At 38.8% G+C, this 23,451-nt stretch carries 21 protein-coding genes; all 21 read left to right on the forward strand.

The genetic code is table 11. From position 1 onward, the window contains the following. A partial coding sequence (locus tag PK547_01170; GenBank protein ID HPR91327.1) for a type II secretion system protein GspE occupies nucleotides 1–206 on the forward strand: 206 nt, incomplete at its 5' end. A gap of 272 nt (nucleotides 207–478) precedes the next feature. Continuing rightward, on the forward strand, nucleotides 479–973 hold the full coding sequence (locus PK547_01175) for a hypothetical protein (protein ID HPR91328.1): 495 nt from the start codon (nucleotides 479–481) through the stop codon (nucleotides 971–973). A gap of 36 nt (nucleotides 974–1,009) precedes the next feature. Further along, entirely contained in the window at nucleotides 1,010–4,888 is a 3,879-nt protein-coding gene (locus PK547_01180; GenBank protein HPR91329.1) for a lamin tail domain-containing protein, read from the forward strand. Between the two features lie 157 nt (nucleotides 4,889–5,045). Next, nucleotides 5,046–5,651, forward strand: coding sequence for an HD domain-containing protein (locus tag PK547_01185; GenBank protein ID HPR91330.1), 606 nt, complete (start codon nucleotides 5,046–5,048; stop codon nucleotides 5,649–5,651). 55 nt (nucleotides 5,652–5,706) lie between these two features. Further along, nucleotides 5,707–5,949 carry a glutaredoxin domain-containing protein gene (locus tag PK547_01190; GenBank protein ID HPR91331.1) on the forward strand — a complete coding sequence of 81 codons (243 nt, stop codon included), beginning with the start codon at nucleotides 5,707–5,709 and terminating at the stop codon, nucleotides 5,947–5,949. A gap of 50 nt (nucleotides 5,950–5,999) precedes the next feature. After that, nucleotides 6,000–6,485 (forward strand): RNA methyltransferase, encoded by a 486-nt coding sequence (locus tag PK547_01195; protein ID HPR91332.1) that lies wholly within the window; start codon nucleotides 6,000–6,002, stop codon nucleotides 6,483–6,485. Between the two features lie 115 nt (nucleotides 6,486–6,600). Further along, nucleotides 6,601–7,131 carry a DJ-1/PfpI family protein gene (locus tag PK547_01200; protein ID HPR91333.1) on the forward strand — a complete coding sequence of 177 codons (531 nt, stop codon included), beginning with the start codon at nucleotides 6,601–6,603 and terminating at the stop codon, nucleotides 7,129–7,131. 21 nt (nucleotides 7,132–7,152) lie between these two features. Next, on the forward strand, nucleotides 7,153–8,172 hold the full coding sequence (gene gap / locus PK547_01205) for a type I glyceraldehyde-3-phosphate dehydrogenase (protein ID HPR91334.1): 1,020 nt from the start codon (nucleotides 7,153–7,155) through the stop codon (nucleotides 8,170–8,172). A 4-nt stretch (nucleotides 8,173–8,176) separates the two neighbouring features. Continuing rightward, the gene (locus PK547_01210) at nucleotides 8,177–8,620 is read left to right on the forward strand and encodes an RpiB/LacA/LacB family sugar-phosphate isomerase (GenBank protein HPR91335.1); all 444 of its coding nucleotides are present in this window, start codon (nucleotides 8,177–8,179) and stop codon (nucleotides 8,618–8,620) included. Nucleotides 8,621–8,629: 9 nt separating this feature from the next. After that, nucleotides 8,630–9,298, forward strand: coding sequence for a hypothetical protein (locus tag PK547_01215; GenBank protein ID HPR91336.1), 669 nt, complete (start codon nucleotides 8,630–8,632; stop codon nucleotides 9,296–9,298). Nucleotides 9,299–9,303: 5 nt separating this feature from the next. After that, entirely contained in the window at nucleotides 9,304–10,137 is an 834-nt protein-coding gene (locus tag PK547_01220; protein ID HPR91337.1) for a transketolase, read from the forward strand. 2 nt (nucleotides 10,138–10,139) lie between these two features. Next, nucleotides 10,140–11,129 (forward strand): transketolase C-terminal domain-containing protein, encoded by a 990-nt coding sequence (locus PK547_01225; protein HPR91338.1) that lies wholly within the window; start codon nucleotides 10,140–10,142, stop codon nucleotides 11,127–11,129. 8 nt (nucleotides 11,130–11,137) lie between these two features. Further along, nucleotides 11,138–12,148 carry a carbohydrate kinase family protein gene (locus tag PK547_01230; GenBank protein HPR91339.1) on the forward strand — a complete coding sequence of 337 codons (1,011 nt, stop codon included), beginning with the start codon at nucleotides 11,138–11,140 and terminating at the stop codon, nucleotides 12,146–12,148. A gap of 17 nt (nucleotides 12,149–12,165) precedes the next feature. Beyond that, nucleotides 12,166–12,972 carry a hypothetical protein gene (locus PK547_01235; protein HPR91340.1) on the forward strand — a complete coding sequence of 269 codons (807 nt, stop codon included), beginning with the start codon at nucleotides 12,166–12,168 and terminating at the stop codon, nucleotides 12,970–12,972. Nucleotides 12,973–13,154: 182 nt separating this feature from the next. Further along, nucleotides 13,155–15,554 (forward strand): phosphoenolpyruvate synthase, encoded by a 2,400-nt coding sequence (ppsA, locus tag PK547_01240; GenBank protein ID HPR91341.1) that lies wholly within the window; start codon nucleotides 13,155–13,157, stop codon nucleotides 15,552–15,554. After that, entirely contained in the window at nucleotides 15,551–16,771 is a 1,221-nt protein-coding gene (locus tag PK547_01245) for a hypothetical protein (protein ID HPR91342.1), read from the forward strand. Before ppsA ends, PK547_01245 begins: the two co-directional genes overlap by 4 nt. Before the next feature lie 51 nt (nucleotides 16,772–16,822). After that, a complete protein-coding gene (locus PK547_01250; protein HPR91343.1) occupies nucleotides 16,823–17,647 on the forward strand; it encodes a hypothetical protein in 825 nt (274 codons plus the stop codon). A gap of 5 nt (nucleotides 17,648–17,652) precedes the next feature. Further along, nucleotides 17,653–18,732: an FtsW/RodA/SpoVE family cell cycle protein gene (locus PK547_01255; GenBank protein HPR91344.1), complete on the forward strand. Its 1,080-nt coding sequence runs from the start codon at nucleotides 17,653–17,655 to the stop codon at nucleotides 18,730–18,732. A gap of 6 nt (nucleotides 18,733–18,738) precedes the next feature. Continuing rightward, nucleotides 18,739–19,758, forward strand: a complete 1,020-nt coding sequence (gene mltG / locus PK547_01260; GenBank protein HPR91345.1) for an endolytic transglycosylase MltG — start codon at nucleotides 18,739–18,741, stop codon at nucleotides 19,756–19,758. A gap of 3 nt (nucleotides 19,759–19,761) precedes the next feature. Beyond that, entirely contained in the window at nucleotides 19,762–19,992 is a 231-nt protein-coding gene (locus PK547_01265) for a hypothetical protein (protein HPR91346.1), read from the forward strand. Nucleotides 19,993–20,220: 228 nt separating this feature from the next. Beyond that, a complete protein-coding gene (locus PK547_01270) occupies nucleotides 20,221–23,427 on the forward strand; it encodes a DNA-directed RNA polymerase subunit beta (GenBank protein HPR91347.1) in 3,207 nt (1,068 codons plus the stop codon). The last annotated feature ends 24 nt before the right edge of the window (nucleotides 23,428–23,451 follow it).

Raw genomic sequence — 23,451 nt, forward strand, 5'->3', positions numbered from 1 at the left:
GTTACAGAGGGCGTGTGGCTATTTATGAAGTTTTAAATATTAGCGAGCCCATGCGCTTATATATCCAGAAGCCGGAATTCTCTTTGGATGGATTGCGCGCTATGGCTGCCAAAGAAGGCATGATTTCCATGTTTGAAGACGGTCTTCGCAAAGCAGAATTGGGCCAGACTACTATTGAGGAATTGTTCAGAGTCATAAAAGAATAACTATAGTTTATAAAGTTTATCAAGTTTTTAAAGTTTATAAAGTAGAAGATAGAACAAAAAAATAAAAATTTAAAATCACCCTGATGGGTGATTTTTGTTTATTAATTTTTTATAGAATCAAAATATATTTTACGGAAGCGGAGCTTCCGTAACGGAGGCCTCGCTTCCGCAAAACCATAAAAACTATTGACTTTTGCCACCTTTTTAAGGCAATAATAAATTGCATTATTTTTTAAATGGTTTTGCGTTTCGCAAAACAAAAAATATTAACTATGCATAAAAAATATTGGTTATTGGTAGGTATTTTGGGCGGGGCAATTATTTTGGGAATATTAATATATGCAGGCGTTAAAATAGTGCCAAGCTTAATGGCTCAGAGGAAGTTTAGCGAGCTGAAAACAAATCTTCTTAGCGATGACAATGGCGGGGCCACCCCCATAGAAACTATTAAACTTTTTAAATCAGCCCTAGAACAAGGTGATTTGCAAAAAGCTAGCAAATATTTTGTTTATGAAGAGCAAGCTGGAATACTAGAAGACCTGAACAAGCTTGTAGCCAAAGGAGAAAAAACTGTTTTATTAGATTATTTGAGCCAAATTATAGATGATAAAAACCCTAAGAGAGAATACATAACCGATAGTCCCGACATGGTGACCATAAATATTTTAAGCGATAAACCAAATTTTAGAGAATTTTCAGTAGAACTAAGACGCCCCGGTAATGATATAACAGGAACTTATAAAACTTGGAAAATCAAATCGATGTAAAACATCGATTTTTAAATGCCCTATATTTATTGTTTTATGAAATACTTTATTTTTATTTGTGTTTGTTTCGGTTTGACTTTAATACCCGTCTATTCTGGCTTAGCCTATGCGCCCTTAACGACACACTCAGGCTTAACAGAAAATATAGCTAATTTTTATAATTTTTCTGCTCCTAAGAAAATCACTGATACCCAGATGGAATGGCTTATACAGGGAAGCCAGAATGAAGATAATGGCTTAAGATGTTTGAATCATGCTTATGACCCTATTTATAACCGGGGTTGGCATCTTTCCCTTATTAATACTGATATTGGCTATACTTCCAAGGAATGGTCTCAATCAGAAAATGCCCAAATAGCTTTCGGGGCTATGGATTTTTCAGCCATCCGAGACACTTGGCAATCTCTTTGGCTCGGTCCTAATAATCTTGATAGTAATCAAACATGGAACAAAGCTATTTATGAATATCTGAGCGGACATGAAAAAGAAGCCTTCGTGGCCTTAGGGCATGTGTTGCATTTGATAGAAGATGCTACTGTGCCAGCTCACGTTAGAGCTAATTCTCATCCCGACATATTGGGAAAATATTCATGGAGTGACTATGAACAAAGAGCTAAAATATACGATAGGGCTATTCTTAAAAATTATGCCACTGCCTTAAAAAAACAAGGTTTAACTTCTTCAAAATTTGATAGCCTTAACAGTCTTTTCGATGACTTGGCGAGCAAGGTAAATCATTATTACTATAGCGATGATACTATCAGAAGCAGTGAATATAAGTATCCTCAGCCAGAATACGAGGGAGAACTGCCTGAAGGCTATTTTGTTATGGGGCAAGATTATAACGGAAAAACGATTCATTTAGCCTATAAACAATCAGGGGTGGGGTATAGAGTGAAATCTGGTTTAGATGTTTATACCCTTAACAATGACATTGTTTTCAAAGACTATTGGCAGAGTTTGTCTCCCTTAGCTGTTTCCTATGGCAGTAGCGCTATTGACTTGTTTTTTAAAGAAGTGCAAAAGGCCGCTCAAGAAAAAGACTATCTTGCCCAAAATAATCAAAGCGCTTTAACTAAATTAGCGGCTAATCTTTTGAATTTAACGGTAAACCTAAATAGTGGGCCAACAAATACCCCAGTTTCTACCTATCCGAGCAATAGCAGTGCCACTCCTGAAACTTCCCTAACTACATTGAAAGCTACTACTAGCACTACTAAGACTAAAATTACTGCCACTACTAAAACGGTTGTGTCGACTGCGACGACTAGACCCACTACTACCACTACTAAAAAGACCACTACGACTACGACTACAACTAAACCGACAACTACCACCACTACTAAATTAAAACTTGCTAGCTGTTCTTTTAGCTCAACGAATTTTAATGCTAGTCAAACGGTTATTTTAAACGAAATTGCTTGGATGGGAAGTGCGCACAGTGCGAATGATGAATGGATTGAATTAAAAAATTTAACCAACCAAAATGTTAATATTGGACAATGGCAGATAATTAGTAAAACTGGCAATATAAATATTATCTTGCCATCCAATACAATTATTCCAGCCCATGGGTTTTATTTGCTAGAGAGGACCGATGAGACTAGCGCGCCTTATACGTCTAGCGACTTTATCTATTCGGGGTCTTTAAATAATTCTAACGATGGTTTGAAATTATTTGCTAGCCAGTGTTCTTTAATGGACACAGTCTTAGCCGATTCTACTTGGCCGGCTGGAGATGTCAGTTCTAAGAGGTCGATGGAAAGAGGCAGTGATTTAACCTGGCATACTTACAGTTATGCTACTAGCCTTAACGATGTTTTCGGCACGCCCAAAGCGGAGAACAGCCCCTCCGGTTGGGTGCCACCTTCTAATACTAATAATGGAACCTCCAATAACCCCCCTGCCACAACTACTACTGCTTCTACCGCTACAACTATACCAACTCAAGAAACGACGACGACTACAGTTCCTGTTTGTTCTAGTAATATTTTGGAGAATAATCCACAAGTTATTTTCAATGAAATCGCTTGGATGGGGAGCGCGCACAGTGTGAATGATGAATGGATAGAATTGAAAAATATTAGTGATAATAGTGTAGATATTTCTTCCTGGCAAATACTAGATAAAACAGGGAACATTAAGATCATTATCCCGACAGGGACAACTCTGCCTGCTCATCAGTTATGGCTTTTAGAAAGAACTAATGATGATTCTGTGCCCGAAGTGGCAGCTGACCTAATTTATACAGGCGCCCTTAATAATGAAAACGAAATTTTAAGTTTTTATGACGCTGGTTGCAGATTAATGGACCAAGCTAAAGCGGACCCCAATTGGTTAGCGGGAAATAGGGAAAGCTTTAAAACTATGGAAAGAGGCAGTGATTTAACTTGGCATACTTACTGTGGCGAATCTGGGTACGGTTCTCCGAGAGAAGAAAACTCCCTTAATTGCTCTGCGCCTGTTAATACGACTACAACTACAACTACAATGCCGATTAATAATGAACCCGGTGACAATTTGTATCCTAGCCTCGAATGGAACTGGCATACTCCTACGGAGAAAAAAGCTTATTTAAAAGTTAAAAAGAGCGAATTACTAACCCCAGTAAATAATCAAGAAATTAAAGCAGTGGTCTTTTATCTAAATCAAGATCCTCCTAGCGGAGATAAATATGATTATGTCAGTTGGAGCCAGCCCAGTGAATGGGGCGTGCGGCAAGGAGATAATCAAAAAGCGTTGCTGCTCATTTATTCGGGGCCCTATAGCGTCACTAGTAGCAGTGTTTTACTTTTGGCTAAACCGGAAGCTAGTCAATCTAATCCTAATAATAGCCGCAACTATCAAGATTATTACCAAGAAAATATTTGGGTAGAAACCTATGGCTATATAGATGATTTTGGGAGTCATGGCTTTGGAGAGCAGCCCTTGACCAATCATGACTATATAACTGTTGCCACCTATGGTTTGGCAGACGAGGGAACGCATTTAAAACTGCTCAAAGCGGATAATTATCGCCATTACTTCAAGGATAGTTATTTTGAAGTTCCTAGCATGGATGCGCAATCTTTGTCTTTGAATTATGATTCTACTACTAGCGGCATAAGGATTAAATTTAAACCAGCCATGGACCATAATGTATCACCCCAATCTGTTCAATATGGAGTATTTTTAGATAGCCAAGAGGGAAGAGAAATGAGCAGTTATTGCAATTGGGGCCGATATTTCCAAATAAATGATAGCGAGACTGGCTTAAGATTAGACGCAGATGGATATTACAATATCTTTCTTAAAAATAGTGAATTTGATACAGGAGATAATCGCTTTAAAGATACTATTTTTTATGGCGCTATTGCGGCGACTGACGAATTAGGTTTTCAAGGCGTTAAACTCAGTTTGGGCAATATCACTGTGCCCAAGCTGATTCCAGACCAGCAGCCGCTCAGTGATTATATTCAAAATGTTCAGTTACATTTCCAAACCAATCCTCCAGAATCAGGTACCGGTCAACATTTATTTTTAGACTTTGACGTGGTGAAACAGCCTGAATATCCTTCCACCAATACTAATTTCTTCCTCACTTTTAAATGGCATAGTCTTAATAATAGTAGTATAGGCGGCCTACTATCTATTCCATGGGAGACTTTTTGTCCTCCAGGACAATATTGTGGCGGAGAAATCAGCTATGGCTCAAGGGGTATACCATTTGAAAATAAGCATTACAGTATTCTTTTAACTAATATTTCCAATAATTCTCAACCTGGTAGTTATAATTTTCAAAATAATGATGGCTTGACGCCGGACAATTTAAAATCTCTAGGAATTGCAGATTTGTCTCAAATAAAATTAGATATGAGTTATGAGGTAGCCAGCTCTTATGGTAATTGGTATTTTATTACCCCCAAGCTTAATTAACCTAATCTCTGTCTGGAGAATAACTATTGAGGCAGTGAGGCACTTATCTTAATAGACCCCTAAGAGCATGAAATTATTAAAAAATAGGCACAAGTTTCACTGCTAATGGCATATTAGTCTTGCTTCCAATCCTTGTCGAGTGTTACAATAACTGTCTATGAAATTGACACCGAGAATAAGCGAAGCGATAAACTACGCTAGTAAGTTACACTGTAAACAGTTCAGAAAAGGGAATCCAACTTTACCATACATCAGCCATCTTTTTGCTGTGGCGTGTATTGTTTCAGAATATACGGACGATGAAGATGTTATAATCGCCGGACTTTTACATGACTCACTAGAGGATGTAGAAGGCTATACTTATGAGCAATTGGAGAGTGATTTCGGCAGAAGAGTGGCTGATATAGTTAAAGATGTAAGCGAATGCAAAACAGCCAATGACAGCACGGACAAAAAATTAACTTGGGAGGAAAGAAAACAAAAGTATATAGAACACTTGCAAACTGCCGGCGCGGATTCGTTAATTGTTTGCGGAGCTGATAAAATTCACAATGCCGCTTCCTATATCTCTGATTATAAAGCTATTGGCCCCTCTATGTGGGAAAGGTTTAATGCTTCGCCAGAAAAGAAAATTGCCTTTTATTCTACTATCGCTGGCATATTAAAAACTCATCTGGATAATGATATGGGCGACAGAATTCAAGGGCAGTTAGATATTTTAAAAAGTCTATTGCCAGTAGAAGCCGAAATCAACGCCATCTAGAAATTTGGTAAGAACAGGCTCGGGTGCTATAATGTGGTCAAATTAAATTAACCTTATGAACATAAAAGTCTATTGTACGCCTAATTGCCCCTGGTGCGCTGCGGCCAAAGATTATCTTAGAAATCACGGTTTTGAGTTTGAAGAAATTGACGTATCTACAGACCCATTACTAGCCGAAGAGCTTATAAAAAAAAGCGGACAAATGGGGGTGCCTGTTATAGAAATAGATGATGAATTGATTATAGGTTTTAATAAAGAAAGACTAAACGAAGTGCTTAATATCAAGGAGGAAAAATAAAAATAAAGGGGCGGCTTAAAAGCCGTCTTTTTTGTTGCTATAATACATACATGATGAAGAAAGGAAACTGTGAGATAGTTGGTGTTCTTGTCAATATCAGAAGCCTCTACAATGTGGGTTCAATTTTTAGAACTTCGGATGCCTGCGGTATAAAAAAGCTTTATCTTGTAGGTTTTACTCCTACTCCAGAACATCCTAAATTGCACAAAACAGCCTTGGGGGCGGAAAATAAAATCGAGTGGGAAAAAACTCGCATGGCTTCTAATCTTATTAAAAAACTAAAAAAGGAAGGTTATAAAATAGTGGCTCTGGAAACTGGGGAAGAAAGTCTTGACCTTTATAGCTACCGTCCTAGTGCCAAAATAGCCTTAATTGTGGGGAACGAGATAAAAGGTATATCCAAAGCTACTCTTAAAGCCTGCGATGCCGTACTCAAAATTCCCATGGAGGGAATGAAAGAATCTCTCAATGTTGAAGTGGCCTTTGCTTTAGGAGCGTATCAGCTTAAATACGGTCACAGTAAAAAAATGATATAATAGCTATATAAGTTCTTAAAGTTTATAAAGTTCATAAAGCAAGAATTTGGAATAGGGAATCTGGAGAAAGGCTACATTCATTCTAAATTCCAATTTCTAAATTCCACATTCACATATGTCTCCAAAAATTATATTCATAATAGCCAAAAAATATTTCAAAGACGAAGAATACTTCGTGCCGAAGGAGATTTTAGAACGGGCCGGTTTTTTTGTGGAAACAGTTGCTCAAGAGAAGGGATTAGCTGAGGGGGTAGACGGGGGAGAAGCTTTAGTTGATGCCTCTTTAAGAAATGTGGATTTGGAATCAGCCGTAGCCGTAGTTTTAGCTGGCGGTGGGGGTGCCCAAGTTTATTTTGAAGACAAACTTGTGCATAATTTGCTTGCTGAAGCTAATAAACAAGGAAAAATTATAGGCGCTATCTGCATAGCCCCTACCATCTTGGCCAAAGCGGGCATTCTGAATGGCAAGAAAGCCACAGTTTGGTCTAGCCCTCTTGATAAAAAATTTGTTAAAATACTAGAGGAAAACGGATGTGTTTACTTGCCCCAACCCGTGGTTCAAGATGGAAATATTATTACCGCCAACGGACCAGAGGCTGCTGCAGATTTTGCCCAAGCGCTTGTGTCTAAACTTAAAAATAATTAAAAATAGAATAAATTTATCTTCATGAAAATAGCTATTAATGGATTCGGAAGAATCGGCAGAGCCTTTTTAAGGCAGTCTTTAAACTATCCGCAAATAGAGATAGTGGCTATTAATGATTTAAGCGATGTTAGCAACTTGGCTTATCTGCTAAAACATGATTCTGTGTACAAAGAATTTAATGCCGAAGTAACAGTGCAAAGTCGGAATAATAATAATTATTTAGTAGTAAACGATCAAAGCATTCTCATAATACAAGAAAAAGACCCTATTAAGTTGCCCTGGAAGGATTTGGGTATAGATGTAGTAGTAGAGGCTACCGGTATTTTTGAAAGTTATGATAAGGCTTCTGCCCATATTAAGGCCGGCGCTAAGAGAGTAGTTATCACTGCTCCTGTTAAAAAAGATGATATTAAAGCCAAAACTGTCCTTTTAGGTATTAATGAGAGCGATTTAGCCTTGTCAGATATTACTTCTAACGGTTCCTGTACAACTAATGCCCTAGCTCCTTTAGCGCAAATATTGAGTGACGAATTGGGGGTGCAGAAAGGAATGCTCAACACCGTCCATGCCTATACGGCTACTCAAAAAATAGTGGATGGCATCGATTCCAAAGACTGGCGTCGCGGACGGGCGGGGGCAAATAATATTGTGCCCTCCACAACTGGAGCCGCTATCTCTGTTGCTCAAGTAGTAAAAAATTTAGAAAATAAATTTGATGGCTTATCTGTTAGGGTGCCGGTTATTTCTGGTTCTCTTATAGACTTTACTTTTTTGGCTTCGCGCCGAACAACGGCAGAAGAAGTCAACAATATTTTATTGGCAGCTAGCCAATCGAGTCGTTGGCAGGGGATTGTGGAGATAACTAAGGACCCCTTGGTTTCCAGCGATATTCTCGGCAATATCTGTCCCTGTTTGGTGGACCCCAGTTTGACCAAGGTGGTTGACGGCGATTTAGTTAAAGTCATGGCCTGGTATGATAATGAATGGGGCTATACTTGGACACTTTTGGAACACGTGGTTAAATTACAACCTTATTTATAAAATTATGTTATTTATCGGCGCTGACCATAGAGGTTTCTCTTTAAAAGAAGGATTGAAAAAATATTTGCTTGAGCAAAAAATTCCTTTTACAGATTTGGGTAATTCTAAACTTGAAGAAAATGATGATTATCCGCCTATAGCAGCCTCAGTGGCGCAACAGGTAGGGGCATCTAAAAAAAATTACGGGTTGCTTATTTGTGGAAATGGAGTGGGCGTCTCCATCGTAGCCAATAAATTCAAAAATGTCAGAGCCGGACTCGTTTGGACTGCAGCTGTTGCCAAAACAGCTAAAGCAGATGATGATATCAATATTATTTGTTTGCCAGCAGATTACATCACTTTAAAGGATGCCCAAAAAGTAGTAATTGCTTGGCTTAGAACCTCTTTTAAGAATGAGACAAAATATAAACGTCGTTTAAGTCAGATAGCGCAAATAGAAAAAATTTAAACTAATTTTATGGACAAAATAATACCAGTTATTAATGTCAAAACTAGTAAAGATTTTTTTGCTACCTTAGGAAGGCTCGGTAATTACACGGGTTGGGTTCAAATAGATGTGGCCGATGGCAAGTTTACTAATTGGAAGAATTTTTCTGATCCGTCTAAAATTAATGACAAACAAATGCCGAGTAAAAATTCGGCTCGTTACTTGTTTGAATTGCACTTAATGGTGCGCGATTCGAGCGAAGTCATTGCTAAATGGCTTCATGTTAAACCGAAGCGCATCATTGTTCCCGTTGAAGTAAAAAATAATTTAGAAAGTTTAACCCTTTGGGCGAAAGAGACAAAAGGAGAAGTGGGCCTATCTGTTAACCCAGATACTTTAAATAGCACCGTATTGGAGCAATTAAAACTTTATGGTAATGATATTAATGTGTTGCTTCTTTTGGGGGTTAAACCCGGCCCTAGCGGTCAAGAATTTGACCCTACCATTCTAGAAAGAGTGCGTTATTTTCACAAGTTATATCCTAAAATCAAAATCGAGGTAGACGGCGGGGTGAACGAAGAAAATATTAAATCTATTTTTCAGGCTGGCGCCAGCATAGTGGCAGTGGGTTCAGCTATATTTGAAAGACAAGAAAAGCCGCTCGCGCGTATCAAAATGCTTGAAGAATTAATAGCTTAACTGTTATGTCTTTACCTTCCAAAGAGCAAATTAAGGCGCTCAAAACCTTGTGCACAAAAATTAGAATTGAAATTATTCAAATGCTTCTCGCTGCCGGTTCCGGGCATACCGCTGGTCCTTTGGGAAGCGTGGAGGAGTTTGTCGGTCTCTATTTTGGCGGTAGTGTTAAATACGATACCAGTAATCCTTTAGCGGATAACAGAGATATCGTAGTAGTTTCTTGCGGCCATTATGCGCCGGCCTATTATGCGGTTTTGGCTTACGCCGGGTTTTTCCCTGTAGACAAGCTTAAAGAATTGCGTAGTTTTGGCTCTCCTCTGCAGGGTCATCCGCACAGGGGTGAATTACCCGGTGTAGAAACTACCTCGGGCCCATTAGGGGAAGGACTCTCACAGGCCGTAGGAATGGCGCTGGCTCTTAAGATGAATCATAAAAAGAATCATGTTTTCTGTCTCATGTCAGATGGGGAACAGGATGAAGGTAATACTTGGGAGGCGGTCCTTTTGGCGAACAAGTATCACTTGGACAATTTAGTCGTTATTATTGATAGAAATAATATGCAAATAAGCGGAACGACAGAAAAAGTCTTGCCCTTGGAGAAGCTTGCTGACAAATATATTTCTTTCGGTTGGGAAACGATGGAAATAGATGGTAATGATTTAAAAAGCGTAATTTATGCCTTGCATAAAGCTAAAAATTTTAAAGTTGGACCAGTGGCAATTATTGCCAAAACTATTCCTGGTTATGGCGTAAAATTTATGGAGAATAAGCCGCAATGGCATGGGAAAGCTCCCAATGCTCGTGAAGCCGAAAAGGCTATAAAATTATTAAGCGAATAGTTATGCTTAAAAACGGAATTAAGGAAACGATTTTTCTAGAGAAGGCCAAAAGAGAGACCACTCGGGTGGGTTTCGGAGAAGGGCTCCTTTTGGCAGGAGAAAAAAATAGGCAAGTAGTAGCTTTATCTGCAGATTTATGCGAATCTACTCAGGTAGAAAAATTTAAAATTCGCTTTCCCGAAAGCTATGTTGAAGTAGGAGTAGCAGAACAAAATTTAGTTGGGGTTGCTGCTGGCCTAGCGCATCTGGGTAAAATTCCTTTTGCTGCTTCATATGCTGTATTTTCTCCCGGCAGAACTTGGGAGCAAATCAGAACCACTATTTGTTACAACAATCAAAATGTCAAAATCGTGGGTTCACATAGCGGGTTGACTGTGGGACCGGATGGCGCTACTCACCAAGCGCTGGAAGATATTGCCCTTATGAGAGTGTTGCCCAATATGACAGTGCTCTCGCCTTGCGACTATCTGGAAGCTCGCCGGTTAACTTTATTAGCGGCTGAATGGCAAGGTCCGACCTATATTCGTTTGGATAGAGATAAAACGCCTTTAATTACTACTCTAGATACTCATTGCAAAATTGGTCAAGCGGAAACTTTTTGGGCGCCAGAAAATAATCAAAAAGCAACAGTAGCTATTTTAGCAACCGGCCCCATCATCTACAAAGCTTTGATAGCAGCGAAGGAGCTATTGAAAGGAAGGATAGAAGTTGAAGTGATTAATTTTTCTACTGTTAAACCCTTAGATGAAACTACCCTAATAAGAATAGGAAAAAATATTGGCAAAGTGGTGACGGTAGAGAATCATCAAAAGGCTGGCGGCTTCGGTTCAGCCGTGAGCGAGTTTTACAGTCAATATCTGCCTATTCCCATGGAAATTTTGGGTATTAATGACCAATTTGGTCAATCGGGCACAGCTGAAGAGCTATTGGAATATTATGGGCTGGGCGCTAAAGACATTATTGCGGCCGTAAAAAGAATTCTTAATCGTTAATTTTGATTATGTTGGATATTTTAACCATCGGGACCATCACTCAAGATATATTCTTGTGTAATCTTGACCGCGCTCATACGCAGAAAATAAAAAAAAGACCTTATCTTTGCCTTCCCTTAGGAGCTAAATTAGGCGTGGGGAAAATTGTGTCTACTTATGGCGGGAGCGCTTTAAATACAGCCATTAGTTTTAAAAAACAAGGCTTGAGTGTTGGTGTTATAGGCCTAAATTGCAACGGCGAAGATAATATCAAAATTCCCAATATTTTAAGACAAAATAGAATCTCTAATTTTCTCTGGCAGTTAGATTCTTTAAGCCATTTGCCCTTGTCAATCATTTTGGTAAATGAAGACGGTGAGCGTACCATACTTAACCATAAAGAAGAAGCTTATAAATGGCCCAAGGACGTTTTTTTAAAAATGCCCGAGAGTCGAGTGGTAGTAGTAGGCTCCTTAAATGGCCAGAAAGAAATTTGGCAGGCGTTATTGAAAGAGAAGAGGAATAAGAAATTTATTTTAGCGGCTAATCCTGGCAGGGGAGATTTGGATATTTTTAAAAGCCATCCCAATCTTTTGAATGGGATAGATGTTTTTATGTTAAATAGGGAAGAGGGCGCTTATTTGACTGGTGAAAAATATGCGCATTGGCAAAAAATTTTTAAAACTTTGGATAAGTTAGTACAAGGCATAGTAGTAATGACTGATGGCGAAAGAGGAGCCATGGCGTCTGATGGCCAAACCATTTGGAGCGCAGCAGCCATCCATCCAGAAACTTTAGTAGAAAAAACTGGGGCAGGCGACTCTTTTCTGAGCGGTTTCGTTTATGGGTTATATAATTTCCCAAATTTATCTTATTGGGATAAATCGGCTGCCGGCATAGAGAGAGCCTTGCGCTTGGGGACAGTTAATGCTTATAATGTAGTAAGGTTCGTGGGCGCTTCTACAGGCTTATTTTCCTTTAAAAATTTACCTACAGAAATTATAAAAACCGTTCATATTAAAATGGTCGACAAAATTTAATTTTTAATTTATTTTTTATGAAAACATTTTTTGAAAATTTCAATCAATTGATTTCTCGGGCGTGGGAACGTATTAAACCTCGCTTTAAAAATATCGCATACCTATTATTATTAGAAATGGGCATTGGTTTAGTTGCTGCTCTATTAGTGGGCGCGATTTTTGTTTTTAATTCTGGCATCTCTTTTGTAAGTTTCATGGCTCAAGGCCATTATAATCCCGAGATGTTAACCTCAATGCTTTCTACTCCCAGGATGGGTATAGCCGTGGTTTTGGCGGTGGTAATTGGGTTAGCAGCTATGATGTTATATAGTTTTGTTTCTTTGGCATTTTTAATAGCTATAAAAGAGGATGCTGCTGTAACCCTTAAGGAAATATTAAATTTAAGTAAGAAAAAATATTGGGCATATTTTGGCACTCTTTTTCTTTCAGGTGTTCTTATTGCTTTGGCATCCCTGGCGTTTGTCATTCCTGGAATTATTTTGGCTATTCTTTATTTCGCCGTGCCCTTCATAGTGATAGAAACTAGTTCAATTAACACAACGGCTCTAAAAGCCAGTCAAAATCTAGTTAAAAATCATGCCTGGATGGTAACAGACAATTTATTTGTTTGGATGCTTTTGGTTGGGCTTGCTTCTATTCTTTTAAAATGGCTTGGTCCTGTAGGGCAGCTATTACAAATGCTTGTCCCAATATTTAACCTCGCCTTTAATTATGAGCTCTATCTTTCCCTTAAAGCCGTCTCCCAAACCGAAACGCCCCCAACCTCGACACAGCCAGAAAATCCAGCCACTCCTTTAGAATCATCAAATTCGGCCGAGGCCTAAAAACATTCTAAAATCACCCCCCAAAAAGGGTGATTTTTTGATTTGTCTTTAAAATCTATTTGCCTTATACTGAGGGAAGCTATTTAGTCCGTAAGGTAGAAAGTTTATAAAACAAGGGGAGGATAATGATTTTCAAGCATTTAGTTATTTAGATTTCAATTAAAATTTAGTTTTTAAAATTTATGACAAGCAAATACATTCTATTCTTGAAAGACATTACTACTAAGGATGTCTCCCTCGTGGGTGGCAAAACTGCCTCGTTGGGGGAAATGTATAGCCATTTAAAACAAGAAGGAGTACCTGTGCCCAATGGATTTGCCATTACCGCCCAAGCTTATAGATATTTTTTAGCCTATAACCATTTAGAAACTCCGGTCAGTGAAATTTTAAAGACCATTAATCCTAGAAAAGTAGCTGATTTAGAGAAAAAATCTAAGCAAATCAGGGGTTTAATTTTTGGAGGCGCAATGCCGGATGATTTGGCCAGGGATATTTCCAAAGCCTATGGAGAACTAAGCGCGCTTTATAAAACCACCAACCTAGATGTTGCTGTTCGTTCTTCGGCTACGGCGGAGGACTTGCCCAATGCCAGTTTCGCTGGCCAACAGGAGAGCTATCTCAATGTAAAAGGCGAAAAAGATTTGCTTATAGCGGTAAAAAATTGCTTTGCCTCGCTCTACACTAGCAGAGCTATATCTTATAGGGCTGATAAAGGTTTTACTTCAATGGAGGTTTATCTTTCGGCCGTAGTGCAGAAAATGGTTCGCTCCGACAAGGGTGGGGCTGGTATTATGTTCACTTTGGACACAGAAACAGGCTTTAAGGATATTGTGGTTTTGAGCGCTGTCTGGGGATTAGGAGAGACGGCTGTGCAGGGGCAAGTTGTCGGTGATGAATACGAAATTTTTAAACCCACTTTTTTAACTAATTACCCTGCTATTATTAGCCGCACTTTAGGCAGTAAAAATAAAAAATTAATTTATAATCCTAAAAAATTGGGAGCGGTTATAAGGATTTCTACCTCTAAGGAAGAACAAATGCGTTTTGTTTTGAAAGATGAAGAGGTTTTAAAATTAACAGAATGGGCGCTAAAAATCGAGAAGCATTACTCTCAATTAAAAGGGGCATGGCAACCAATGGATATAGAATGGGCTAAAGACGGATTAACCGGCGAACTTTATATAGTGCAGGCGCGCCCTGAAACAGTTCAATCCCAGAAAGATTATTCTGTGGTCAAGGACTATGTCATGACTACCCCAGGAGAATTAATTGTCAAAGGCGCCGCTGTTGGTTCTGCTATTGCTGAAGGCGCGGCTAAAATAATTTTGTCTCCGAAGCAAATAGGGCAGTTTAAACCAGGTGAAGTTCTGGTTACTACAATGACGGACCCGGATTGGGAACCCATCATGAAAATCGCTAAAGCTATAGTGACTGATGAAGGTGGTCGGACTAGTCATGCGGCTATTGTTTCTCGCGAATTAGGTATTCCTTGCATTGTCGGCACGGGAAATGGCAGTAAAAAAATTAAAAAAGGACAGAAAATAACAGTTGATTGTTCTAGCGGCGGAGAGGGATTTATTTGGAAAGGGAAAACAGTTTGGTCTGTAAAGGAGTATCATTTGACACAAAGAACAAAGTTGCCAGTTAAGCTTACCCTTAATATGGGTAATCCAGATGAAGCTTTTGAATATTCTTTTCTGCCCAATGACGGAGTGGGACTGGCCAGGGAAGAATTTATTATTTCTTCTCGTATTAAAATTCATCCGCTAGCCTTGCTCAATTACCAAGATATAAAAAATATTGGCCTGAAAAAACAAATTGCTCAATTAACAGTAGGTTATAACAATAAAGCTGATTTTTATGTGGATAAGTTGGCTGAAGGGATTGCTAAAATTGGGGCTGCTTTTTATCCCAAAACAGTTATTTTAAGATTTTCTGATTTCAAAACTAACGAGTATGCAAGTCTCTTGGGGGGAGACCTCTTCGAACCCAAAGAAGAAAATCCTATGCTAGGTTGGAGGGGTGCTTCTCGTTATTATGACCCAAAGTTTCAACCCGCCTTCGAGCTTGAGCTTATGGCGTTAAAAAAAGCGCGTGAACAATTTGGTCTGAAAAATGTGTATGCCATGATTCCTTTTTGCCGTACCCTTGAAGAAGCTCGGAAAGTTGTTGCTATTATGAAGAAGCATGATTTGCAACCAAATCAAAAAGACTTCAAAGTTTATATGATGGCAGAGATTCCCGCAAATGTTATCCTTGCCCAACAGTTTCTGCGTATTTTTGATGGCTTTAGTATTGGGTCCAATGACCTTACTCAGCTTGTCTTGGGTTTAGACAGAGATAATCGTGCATTGGCCAAGATAGGAGATGAACGTAATGAGGCGGTAGTAACCATGATTAAGACCCTCATTAAAACAGCCAAGAGTATGAGGAAATATATTGGCATTTGTGGCCAAGCGCCTTCAGATTACCCTGAATTTGCTAAAATTCTTATGGATTTAAAAATAGATAATTTATCGCTGAACCCAGACAGTATAGTGAAAACAGCATTAGCCCTGACCGCCAAAAAAATAGAGTTATGAAACTTAATTCACTTTTTGCTGCTAGCATTAGAGACTCTCGCGGTGATAATACCCTGCAGATAACTTTGGCTACAGCTAAAAATAAGGCGACAGACAGTGTTCCTAGCGGAAAAAGCAAAGGCTCTTTGGAAGCGGTTACTAAAGATGTACCAGCTGCTCTTGAAATAATTAAAAGTTTGGAAGAAAAATTACTGAAAAAAGAATTTGTCGATCCCTTTGAATTTGATGAATACTTACTCTCCTTAGATGGTACAGGCAATAAAAACAATCTAGGTAGTAATACTCTATTGGCTTTAAGCCTAGCCTTTTGGCGGCTATTTGCTTTAGAAGAAAATCTACCTCTTTATCAGGCTATTGCTATTTTAAGCGGGCGAGAGAATAACCACCTGCATTTGCCTTATTTAATGTTTAACCTCATCAATGGAGGAGAACATGTCGGCAAGGCTATAACTAGCGCGCACCTGCCTTTTCAAGAGTATTTTATTATTCCTAGCACGGAATCGGCAGTAGTTAGCTTAGAACAGTGCCATAATGTTCTAACGAAGTTGCAAGATTACCTAACCAACAAATACCCAGCCATTATTCATGGCGATGAAGGCGGGTTTGTTGTTCCTGAGGATGACCCAGAAAAGGGTTTAGAAATTCTTATGGACATTAAAGAGAACGTACAAGAAAGAGTACTCCTTAATCTTGGACTAGATATGGCTGCTAATAGTTTTTACAATCAAGACAAAAATACTTATGAGCTGTTGGGCAATCGTCTTACTGCGTCGGAGCTAACCGATTACTACACCCAAATATTTCATCGCTATGAATTATTGTCCGCAGAAGACCCTTATGCAGAGAATGATTATAGTGGTTTTAGAAATTTGAATGCTCTCTGGGGAGATAAATTATGGTTAATAGGGGATGACCTCACCACTACTAATCCTGATAGGCTGGCTACCGCCATAGAAGAAAAAGCCCTCAATGGCTTGATTCTTAAACCCAATCAAATTGGCACAATCTCTGAAACTATAGAGGTAGCCATGATGGCTCAAAAAAATGGGTTTAAAACAGTAGTCAGCCACCGAAGCGGTGAGACTAACGATGATTTTATTGCTGACCTTGCTGTTGGGATTGGAGCTGACGCCTTCAAGTCTGGCGCGCCTATTCAACAAGAAAGAATGTTGAAATACAACCGTTTGGCAGAGATAGAGAAAGAGATTAACTCTTAAAAGTCAGTTTTTTGTTATAATGTATTAGTTTTATTTTTTTTGTATGGTTTTATGATTAGTTACAGAAATCAAAAACAAATTGTTATCGGACTAACTACGGTCTTAATTATTTTGGCTTTAGTTCTCATAGGAAGAAATATTTTTAAACCCAAGCCTACTTGTTTTGATAATAAACAAAATCAAAATGAAGATGCCATAGACTGCGGCGGACCATGTTTAGCCTGTGATTTGAGAGATTTAAAACCATTGGTAATCGAAAATACGTATATTTTGGATTATAAACTTAAAGGCCATGATTTAGTGGCGAAAATTTTTAATCCTAATACTAAATATGGATTAACTGGTATTCAAGGTCATTTTACTTTAACCAATAGAAATGGAGAGGCGCTAAGAATAGATTTGGATGAGCCTTTTTATATCCTGCCAGGTGAAGAGAAAATAATAGCTAAAACTAAGGCCTTAGCCGATAATAATACTTTTGAGCCAGTTTCAGTTCGCTTTGATGTGGATTCCAATATTTCTTTTTCAGACTGGAAAAAGGTTCCCGCGGCGGTCAGCAATACTGGCGATGTCTTGGAACTAGTCGGCTTGAAAATGAAATACGATAATGCCAAGAAAGCCAGTCCAGTTAGCATTACCACAGATTTGGTTAATCGTTCCACTCTAAACTATAAAAGGGCCTTTGTGGATGTGATGCTTTGTGATAAAAAAACCGGACAGCCATTAAGCTTTAATCAGATTTATTTAGACAATGTTACCACTGAAGATATGCGTGGCGTACCGACCATGGTTTGGCGAGAGTCCTTGCCTTTAGGCGCTACGGTATGCTACCGTAAGGCCCATACCGATGTTTTTTCGGTAGATAATCGTTATTAATTTCTATGCGCACTTCTCTTAAATGGATACTGGGGGCAGTAGCAATTTTAGCTTTTTTAGGGATTTTAATTATCGCCTCTCTTTCCAGTTCGGAAACTAATCGCTGGCAATTGCTGAAGAAACAGCTTATTTCTTTAGGAATTGCTTGCGCAGTTTACGGTCTATTTCGGTTAATAGATTATAGATTATTCAGAAACTCTTCTTCTTTTCTCTTGGTTTTTTATTTTGCCTCAGTGCTCATGATGACGATAGTGCTGTTTGCGGGTATTAGAGTTAACGGCATTTCTGGTTGGTTGAACTTAGGTTTTTTTAATTTTCAGCCAGTTGAACTGGCCAAACTAGCAGTGATTTTAATTTTAGCCAAATACTTCAGCAATCGTAATATTGAAATTTGGCAATTTAAGCATATTCTGATTTCTGGTCTTTATGCTGCTATTCCTATGGGCTTGGCTATTTTACAACCAGATTTAGGCGGAGCAGCTGTTATTTTTGGTATTTGGTTTGGCATGCTTCTTTTAGCCGGATTACGTTTCAAACAATTCCTGTTGTTAGTAGTGGTTTTTGCTCTTATTGGCGGATTAGCGTGGTCCTACGGTCTCAAGCCTTATCAAAAAACACGTTTACTTTCTTTTTTTGTTAACGATAAAGATTGGCAAGGGAGTCAATATAATGCCAGACAAGCTATTATTGCTTTGGGTTCAGGCGGTTTTCTGGGAAAAGGTCTAGGCTGGGGGACGCAAACTCAATTGCGTTTTTTACCTGCGGCGCAAACGGATTTTATCTTTTCTGCCCTAGGAGAAGAATTGGGATTTGTGGGAGTAAGTTTGGTGCTTTTAGCCTTTGGCATTATTTTTTATAACCTTACCCAGATTAGTTTAAATTTGCCAGAAAATTTTACCAAATTAGTGGTTACCGGAATTACGGTTAATTTATGTTTGAACTTTGTAGTGAATTTGGGTATGAATTTAGGCGTTATGCCTATCGTAGGCTTACCCTTGCCCTTTGTCAGCTTTGGCGGTTCTCACCTTCTTTTAGAATTCGTGGCCCTAGGGATTGTTAGTAATATTGTTATTCAGAATAGTTAAGAAAAAATGTTTTTCTCTCGCAGAAAATTAAATAATATTTTGGGGGTTATTCTCCTAAGTTCCCTTCTTTTGATTTGGGGCCTTAGTAATTATGAGATTACTCTTCCAGAACAAGGCATAACCATAGATATTAAAGAGGGGGATAGTGTGAATACTATTGCTTCTAATTTAGCTCAAGCGGGTGTCATCAAGTTTCCTGAAATTTTTAAAGTTTGGTTAGCTTGGCATGGAGACTTAAGAAATCTTAAGGCTGGAAATTATAATTTTCAGGGTAGTGTCTCTATTAATAACGTTGCGAAAAAAATTGCTAGCGGACAAACTAATCCTGCCTTTAAAGTGACGATTCCTGAAGGGTTTAGTATTTTTGATGTAAAAACGCTGCTGCTAGAAAAAAAACTCATTACTTCTGAAGATAAGTTTGATTTAAGTTTGCTGCCTCAAAGCGAGAAAGCCAATTATCCTTTTCTGACGAGCTGGGGGACAGATAACCCCGACGGTCTGCTTTATCCAGATACATATTTTTTAGACCCTCATATGACCAGCAAAGAGATTCTTATTACTATGTTAGATAATTTTAGCAAAAAAGTTTATCAGCCCTTACAAACAAAAATAGAGGCTTCGCATTTCTCGTTTAAGGATAACATAATTTTGGCTTCTTTATTGGAAAAAGAAGTTATTTCCCCTCAAGATAGAAGTTTGGTGGCGGGAATCTTAATAAAGCGTCTTGCTATTGGCATGCCGCTTCAAGTGGATGCTACCATCTGTTATATTAAAAAAAGCAACGGAGCCGCAAGCTGTAACCTTACCGATAATGACTTTCAGAGTCATTCTCTTTATAATACTTATAAATATCCTGGATTGCCGCCCACGCCCATTTGTAATCCGAGCTTTGAAGCTATTCAAGCGGCGCTAGCCCCTAAATCATCTAATTATTTATACTATTTAAGTTCTCAGGCAGATTCACATACTATTTTTGCTAAGACCTATGAGGAGCACTTATTAAACAAAGCTAAATATCTCAAATAACTTATGCCATTTAATTTATCGTTTGATTATAAGGGTAAACGCCAGTCTCTTTCCGTACCTGAAGCCGACCTTATCCTCAACAATCTTGACAAATACTTGAAAGTGAGTAATATAAAGCTATCACAGACTATTAATTGGAAATTAAAGGTAGTGGACGATACTAGCTTAGTTTCTAAAAGAGTAGCCCAAACGATATTTAAAACCATTGTCTTCTGGCAAAAGAATAGCCAGTAAGGCAAGTAGACGCTCATATCGTTAGTTACAACCATAAAACTTTCTTATAAGTGGCGCGTCACCTTTATAACTTTCATGGGAACAGGTTATAAGCCCTCTGTTTTGTTTTAGGGCCCTTTTTTTGTGCCTCTTTTTCATTTGACAGAATTGCTATTTGTTTATGGAATAGGGGACCCCTAAGGTATTTTTTATTAGCCTTTATATAATTTTAGGAATAAATTCATTTTTATGCAGCAGCTTCTTAAAACAAAAGTTTTTGGTTCTCACAACAAAGCCTTAATGGAAATTCCCAATTTGGTGCAATTCCAGAAAGACTCTTATGATTATTTCATAAAAGAGGGCATCAAAAATCTTTTAAGAGAAGTCTCTCCTATTAGGGACTACACGACCAAGGACATGAGCCTAGAATTTTTGGATTATACTATTGGAGAGCCGAAAGCTACAGAGGACAAATGCAAATTAAAGAACCTGAACTATGAAGCGCCCCTAAATATTAACTTAAGATTAAATAATTATAAGACCAAGGGGCAAAACGAACAAAGTGTCTATTTCGGCGATATTCCTTTAATGACCGATAAGGGCACTTTCATAGTAAACGGTGTAGAAAGAGTTATAGTCTCTCAACTTATTCGCTCCCCTGGAGTTTTCTTTACTATGGAATACTCACAGGGTCGCAAACTATTCGGAGCCAAACTTTTACCTGCCCATGGCTCTTGGCTGGAATTCGAAACGGATGGCAATGATGTCATTAATGTTAGAATTGATAAAAAGCGCAAAATGCCGGCGACTATTTTGCTTCGTGTTTTTGGAATTGAAACCGATGAGGAAATCAAGCAGTTATTTGCCGGTATAGAAAAAGATAACGAAATCCAATACATCGAGAATACTTTGATTAAGGACCCAACGCACAGCAGAGATGAAGCGCTTTTAGAAATGTATCGCCACCTGAAACCAAGCGATTTGGCTATTTTAGATAACGCCAAAAACTTTGTTGATGGAGTCTTCCTTCGTCGCGACCGTTATAATTTAGCTCGTGTTGGTCGCTTTAAAATTAATCAGCGTTTGGGCATTGATTCTGACCCTGAAGATTATAATAATTATCTCTTAACCAAAGAAGATATTATTGCTACTCTCCGAGAAATTATAAAACTTAATAATGACCCTGAGGCTGAACCAGACGATATTGATAATCTAAGCAATCGCCGCGTGAGAGCCACTGGCGAATTGTTGGAAGAAAGAGTACGTATCGGACTTATGCGCTTGAAGAGGGGGGTACAAGACAGGATGTCTACATATGACCCCAAGAGTTTAACTCCAGCGCAATTGATTAGTCCTCGTTATTTGAGTTCTGCCCTCAAAGACTTTTTGAATACTTCAGAGCTCTCGCAATTTATGGCACAAACCAATCCTTTGGATGAGCTAGAGTGCAAAAGGCGTTTAACCGCTTCCGGTCCAGGTGGTCTCACTAAGGAGAGAGCTACTATTGAAGTTAGAGATGTTCACCCTAGCCACTATGGTAGAATTTGTCCTATTCAAACACCCGAAGGTCAAAGCAGCGGTTTGGTGGTTTATTTGGCTCTCTATAGTCGTCTTAATAAATATGGCTTTATAGAAACTCCTTACGCCAAGGTCACTGGAAAGAAAGTGACTAATGAAATTGTGTGGATGGATGCCTTTACTGAAGCTAAATATAAGATTGCTCAAGGTGGTGTCAAATTGGATGAAGCTGGAAAAATAGCTGAAAATTTTGTGGAAGCCCGTTTTCAAGCAGAGCCTGGTTTATATAAGTCCGAAGATATTGAATATGTTGATGTTTCTCCTCAGCAAATTCTTTCTTTGGCTGCTAACCTAATTCCCTTCTTGGAGCACGATGATGCTCGGCGCGCCCTTATGGCTGCGCATATGCAAGAGCAAGCCCTGCCTTGTATCAGACCGGAAGCTCCCTTGGTAATGACGGGATTTGAGAGTGTGGGCGCTCGTGATTCTGGGCAACTTCTAACGGCTGGCCATGATGGTGAGATAACCGAAGTAGACAGTCAGCATATAGCTATTAAAGATATCAAAGGGGAAGTTCATAATTATCCTTTAAAGAATTTTGTTTTAACTAATAAATCTACTTGTTTGATGCAGAAGCCTAGAGCGGAAAAAGGCGCTAAGGTGAAAAAAGGCGATCTTCTTGCTGATGGCGCAGCTATGGAGAAGGGGAATTTGGCTATTGGACAAAATTTAACTGTTGCCTTTATGCCCTGGAGGGGATACAACTATGAAGATGCTATTATTTTATCAGAAAAAGTTTTAGCCGATGATCGTTTTACTTCTATTAAACTGCAAGAATTTGTAGTGGATGTTAGAGATACTAAAAATGGACCGGAAATGACGACACCGGATATCCCTAATGTTTCTGAAGACAAATTAAAAAATCTAGATGAAGAGGGTATTGTACGTATCGGTGCCGAAGTAGAAGATAACGATATTTTGGTAGGAAAAATATCTCATAAGGGCGAAACCGATTTAACTCCAGAGGAAAGGCTGTTAAAAGCTATCTTTGGCGAAGAAGCTAGTGATGTGAAAGATACCTCTTTGGTTCTAAAACATGGCAGTCGCGGTCGTGTAACTAATATTAGAATTTTGTCTCGTGATGAAGGTGACAAACTAGATGTCGGCACTCTTAAGCAAATAAAGGTAGAGGTAGCAGAACTACGTAAAGTAAGAGTGGGGGATAAACTTTCTGGCAGACATGGCAATAAGGGTGTTATTTCTATAGTTTTGCCTGTAGAAGATATGCCTTATTTAGAAGACGGTACCCCTGTTGATATTATTTTGAATTCTTTAGGCGTTCCCTCCAGAATGAATATTGGTCAAATTTTAGAGACTCATTTAGGTTGGGCTGCGGATAAATTGAACTATCATGCGGTGACGCCTCCTTTTGATGGAGCAACTGAAACAGAAATCAAAGAAGAATTAAATAAAGCTAAGTTACCAGAATCTGGTCAGGTTACTTTATATGACGGTTATACGGGGGAGCCTTTTAAACAAAAAATTACTGTAGGCAAGGTTTATATGCTGAAGCTAGACCACATGGTAGCCGATAAGATTCATATGCGTTCCATTGGTCCCTATAGTTTGATTACACAGCAACCCTTAGGCGGTCGTGCCCACATGGGTGGACAAAGATTCGGAGAAATGGAGGTCTGGGCTTTGGAAGGTTACGGCGCTGCCTATACCTTGCAAGAAATGCTTACCATCAAATCAGATGATGTTATCGGTCGCGCCGCTGCTTATGAATCTATTATCAAGGGCGAGGCCATTAAACCTCCCCATATACCCGCCGCTTTCAATGTTATTACCGCCGAGTTAAAAGCTCTTTCCCTCACTATTGACACCATTAATAATGTCTCAGGAATAGCAGAGAGTGGTAGTGTGCCAGAAGCTTAAACTTTATTCAAAACGTTTTAAATT

Source organism: Candidatus Paceibacterota bacterium (assembly GCA_035404205.1).
Classification (GTDB): Bacteria; Patescibacteriota; Minisyncoccia; order UBA6257; family JAVHQB01; genus JAVHQB01.